General features: G+C 53.7%; 3 protein-coding genes. All 3 read right to left on the bottom strand.

The window, feature by feature from the left end:
• Window positions 1–1,688: site-specific DNA-methyltransferase (locus tag ACOSYY_RS16775; RefSeq protein WP_421663922.1), on the bottom strand; the 1,688-nt coding region annotated here is incomplete at its 3' end.
• 14 nt (window positions 1,689–1,702) lie between these two features.
• Window positions 1,703–2,545: a DNA damage-inducible protein D gene (gene dinD, locus ACOSYY_RS16770; RefSeq protein ID WP_421663921.1), complete on the bottom strand. Its 843-nt coding sequence runs from the start codon at window positions 2,543–2,545 to the stop codon at window positions 1,703–1,705.
• Window positions 2,535–4,703, bottom strand: a 2,169-nt coding sequence (locus tag ACOSYY_RS16765; protein ID WP_421663920.1) for a BPTD_3080 family restriction endonuclease, incomplete at its 5' end; no start/stop codon positions are given. The genes ACOSYY_RS16765 and dinD, both read right to left, overlap by 11 nt.

Raw genomic sequence — 4,703 nt, 5'->3', positions numbered from 1 at the left:
ATGACATCGATCTCCGCGTTATTAGCAATCGATTTAAGAGTAATATGGGGCACGCGTTCATATACAAACCCGTGGCGAATGTTTCCATGCACCGGCTGAGAACTCGGCGCAGTTCGGGTGACTTCGGCTTCCTTGAGCTGGCCTTCCCGGGAGTCGGCCAACAGGTAGAACGGATATCGCGCGCCCATGATGCGGGCACGGGCCAGCGCCAGTGCTACACGCGACGTATCAAGGGTGATCCAGCGGCGGCCCCATTGCTCAGCGACATAGGCAGTTGTGCCGGAGCCACAGGTCGGGTCGAGCACAAGGTCGCCGGGGTCGGTGGTCATGAGAAGACAGCGCTCAACAGCAGAGAGGGCAGTTTGGACAACGTAAGTTTTCGGTCCGCCAAACTGGTTTTGTCCAAGTGTGTCCGCCCAAATGTCGGTTAACTCAAAAACTGGGTAATCATCAAGAAACCGTATGTAGCCTAAATTGTTGCCGGAACTCGCCTCCACTCGGTTTCCCTTTATTAGCCGATCAAATCCCTGCTCATTCGTTTTCCATCGAACAGAAAGAGAAGGTTTGATTACTTGGCCTTCAAAATTCACACCGAACCATGAGGCTGCACCTTCGCCTTTGTCGCGCCCAACGCTTTGGCTCGTGAGATTATCTCTGAAGTAAATCTTCGAGCTGCTCGGCAGTGTGACCGGGTCATCAATTTCAGCTTTTGCCAGTGAGCGGTGTTCGGGGCTTTCAGGTGGGACACTTCTATATCCTGTTCCTCCCTTTTGACCGGGAGCCTTCTTCATCAGACATTTCCGATATTTGACTACTTCCTTCCTTTTTGCATACCAGAGCAGTGAATCGAAAGTCGGGCCAAGGAAATCACCTGTTGAGCTGGAGGTCTTTGCAAAGATGATCGTGCTGACACAATTTTCAGTACCGAATACTTCATCAAGCAGAGCCCTGACATGATGCACATTCTCATCGCCGATTTGGACGAAGATGGAACCAGAATCGCTGAGCAGATCATGTGCGACAGTGAGGCGGTCTCGGAGGTAGGTGAGGTAGCTGTGGATGCCATCGCGCCAGGTGTCGCGGAAGGCCTTCACCTGCTCTGGTTCCCGGGTGATGTGGTCGGTATTTCCGTCCTTCACATCGCGGCTGGTGGTGGACCACTGGAAGTTGCTATTAAATTTGATGCCATAAGGCGGGTCGAGGTAGATGCATTGCACCTTCCCCCGCAACCCCTCACGCTCGGCTAGACTCGCCATAACTTGGAGTGAGTCCCCAAGGATCATGCGGTTCGACCAGTTCTGATCGTGCTGGTAGAACTCGGTCTTGTCGATTCCTTTGGGAATGCCGTTGAAGTCGGCAAAGAGATCCGGTGTGAGCAGGCCGGCTTCGTGCTCGCGTTCCTTCGTCTCTCGCAGCAGATCATCAATCAGCGCCTTCGGATGGACCTTCTCCTGGATATAGAGAGGCGGAGCATGAACAACGAGATCACTCCAGTCCTGTTCATCCTTCCCACGCCAGACCAGTTGCGGATCAAGGTCACGATTGCGGCGTTCATAGGCGACACGGACCGGGCTTTGTTCTTCTTTTTGCAAGACAGACTGATATTCCGCCGTGGGGATGTTTTTCCGTTTGGCTTCGTCGTGCTTGAGGGCTTCAACTGTCTTGGTGGTGGATTGTTTTTTAGCCATGATGGATGCCTGGATTACGAATCCAGCGCGTCTGGATTTTTCAGAGACTTTTTGCTTTCAGACACTATGCGGCGTTCCACCTTTTTGACATCTTCAGCGGCAGGTAAACTCTCAGGTCGAATACCGCGTTCGAGCAGGGTCTGCCTGACAGCCTGATTGTTAGTGATGTGCTCGCTGGAGATCTGACCCTCTGACGTCATCCTGTGTTGCTTGGCATTGAAGATGGTGATTTCAGTCGCGAAGTCTTTAGCCTTGAGGATGATCGTAGGAGCAAAGTCAGCCAGAGGGCGATTATCCGGTACTTTCCAATGCGACTTCATATGCTGAGTTGATTTTCCGAACAAAGCCTGATCGCCCTTGCTTCGAATCAGTCCAAAGTTCTGATTTCCGCCGGTCTGTTCATAAATGACGTGGGAAAGATCCTTTTCCGTTTCGGTGAGCTTTTTTCTGGCAGACACACGTTCTGCCTCCAACAGACGTTGCTCGATCAGTTCCGCACGCCGAGTCTGGACGGCAAAGTAGGTCTGCGCAAAGGCAATTTCCTGTTTTCGTGGATCTCCGTTCTGTGCGATCAGATAACAGGCGTAGCGAGTAAGCATGATGTCATCCACCTCGCGCTGGCTGCCCGAACCGAGATCAACCATTTTGTTAACGTCAACAAAATGGTCGGCGATCGCATGCTTCGAAACCTCGCAGGCAGTTTTTGCCTTGCTCACGACGGCGGTAAAATTACGCCACTCCGTATAACCAAGAAGGTGCTGAAGGTCTCGGGCGAGCCAAAATTCGACTCCATTTTCGGCCTGCTGGGCATGTGATTCGAAGGTAGCGGTCAATGTATGAACAAGCTCAGTGTTCATAGACAGTCCTTTCAATCATCTGGTTAAACTCGCTCTCCACCTTGGCCTTCAAGTCGGTCTCGATCTGATACACCTCGGTGAACTCGGCAAACGCCCACCGACCGAAGATGCCAAGGTTATTCACCCCCGGCACCCAGTAGGTGTCCATGGTGGCCTTCTTTTCCTTGGCATCCTCGCGTCGGTAGCCTTTGATCTCCACAATGAGATGGAGCAGGTCTTGGTCTCCATGAGTATCCTCCACCAGGACAATGAAGTCCGGGAGATACCTCCGCGTCTCTGAGCCATACCGGTACGGCACTTCCAGACCAAGATTGTGGTTTTTTACATAGGCCCTGACTTTCGGATGGGCTTCAGCCACTCGACAGAATTCCGCCTCCCAGTCACTGTCGAGGATGACCCAATTGATATGACAACGGCGGGCGTCTGTCTCCCAACGGCTGGGTTTGGAGGTATTGAATTTCACATGCCTTGTTGACCCCGTGGGATTGTAGGCATCAAGCACCGCCTTAATCGGCTTCTTCCCCATGAACTCTCGCGTGATGCCCGCCATGATCTTTTGACAAGCCATCTCGGCCAACATCTTGTACTTGAGCTGCGCCGGATAGGTCCCTCCCTTGCAGACCAAGCATTTCTGGTCGAGCCACTGCTTGACCACGCGTTTCAGCTGACCGAACAGATGCAACCGCGGATCACCATTGGCATCCCGCCAGCGTGTCATCAGAAAATGCGAGGTCAGTTCGTATACAACCTGAGACGGGCGCACGTCTCCGGTATGGATGAGATTCAGGTCCACGCTCTCGCCGATGATTCCTGAATTACGGGTTTCCGTAGCCCCGACCAAATCGGGTGTGAGTTCAAGAATCGAGTCTTCATTGAACCTCGCGGTCAACCGTTCCTCCGGCAGCTCCACATGATATCCCTCAACGCGGGGGAAGGTGATTTCGAGTGAATCACGATCGGGACGGACGGCCTTGACTTGAATGGTCTCGCGCGGCGGTTGAGGCGGTGCGATGACCGGCTTGGCATTGAAGTCAAAGGGAATGCCGAGGACATCCGCATACTCGACATTGAATTGGTTGTCGTCATTCAACTCATAGGACTGGCGTCGCAATGCGCGTCCGATGACCTGTTCGCACAAGAGCTGCGTTCCAAACGCTCGGACGCCGAGCACATGCGTGACCGTATTCGCATCCCATCCTTCGGTCAGCATAGACACCGACACTACACACCGTATATCAGCTCCCAGGCGGTCTCGCTTGCCGACCGTGTTCATCACTTCCCGAAGCAGGTCTTGGTCCGTCAATCCTTCAGCTTGTCGTTGATCGCCGGTTCGCTCCACGATCTCGCGACGGAAACGTTCAATTTCGTCGGCCGCCATGCTGCGGAAGTTGTCATCCAACCCTTCGCCGGACTCCAATTGCTCGCTATCAATCAACAAGGTTCTGGGACGAGGGAGAGGATTGCCGTGTTCATCGTGGTTTTGGAACAGTGGGAGTCGCCCGAACATCAACCTGCTGGACCCGTCTTCATTCTCCCGCTGAAAGCCAGAGATATAGTCGTACACCAACTTGGACGTGGAGGTGTTGTTACAGACGATGATGAAACACGGAGGCACCGGGACCTTTGTCTCGGCCCAGAGCGCATATGTCTTCTCATAGTGGCCATACAGTGCTTCGAGCGCCGTCTGCAATTGCGTCGGCAGGTCAAGAGGATCTAGGCTCCCCGCCTTGCCACGACCTTTCTTCGGCATCTTGGCCCTGATGTGCTCCCAGAGGTTGCGGAACATCGGCATGTCGTTGTTCGGAATGTTATCCGTGATGGGCACACGAGGCAGCTTCACAATCCCGCATTCGATTGCATCCATGAGTGAGAAGTCGCTCATAGTCCAAGGGAACAGCGTCCCCTCCGCATAGCCTGAGCCGCGCAGGAAGAATGGTGTGGCCGATAAGTCGATGATCTGGGCGACCCCGAGTTTGTGCGTGACCGTTTCGAGGCCGGAGATCCACAAGCGAGCGGCTTCGTTGTTCTTTTCTGCTTCTTTCTTCTCGTCTCCTTTGAGGGCCTCGTCGTCGGCCTTCGCTCCTGGCTTTTCACGGTAGCAGTGGTGGGCCTCGTCATTGAGCACCAAAATGTTCTTCATCCCCATCAAATCTGGCAT

This window comes from Nitrospira sp. BLG_2 (assembly GCF_049222245.1).
This window is presented reverse-complemented; position numbering and strand designations above follow the sequence as displayed.

Coding starts and splice junctions, on each gene's coding strand:
- dinD (WP_421663921.1), bottom strand. CDS start 2,545: ATGAACACTGAGCTTGTTCATACATTGACCGCTACCTTCGAATCACAT.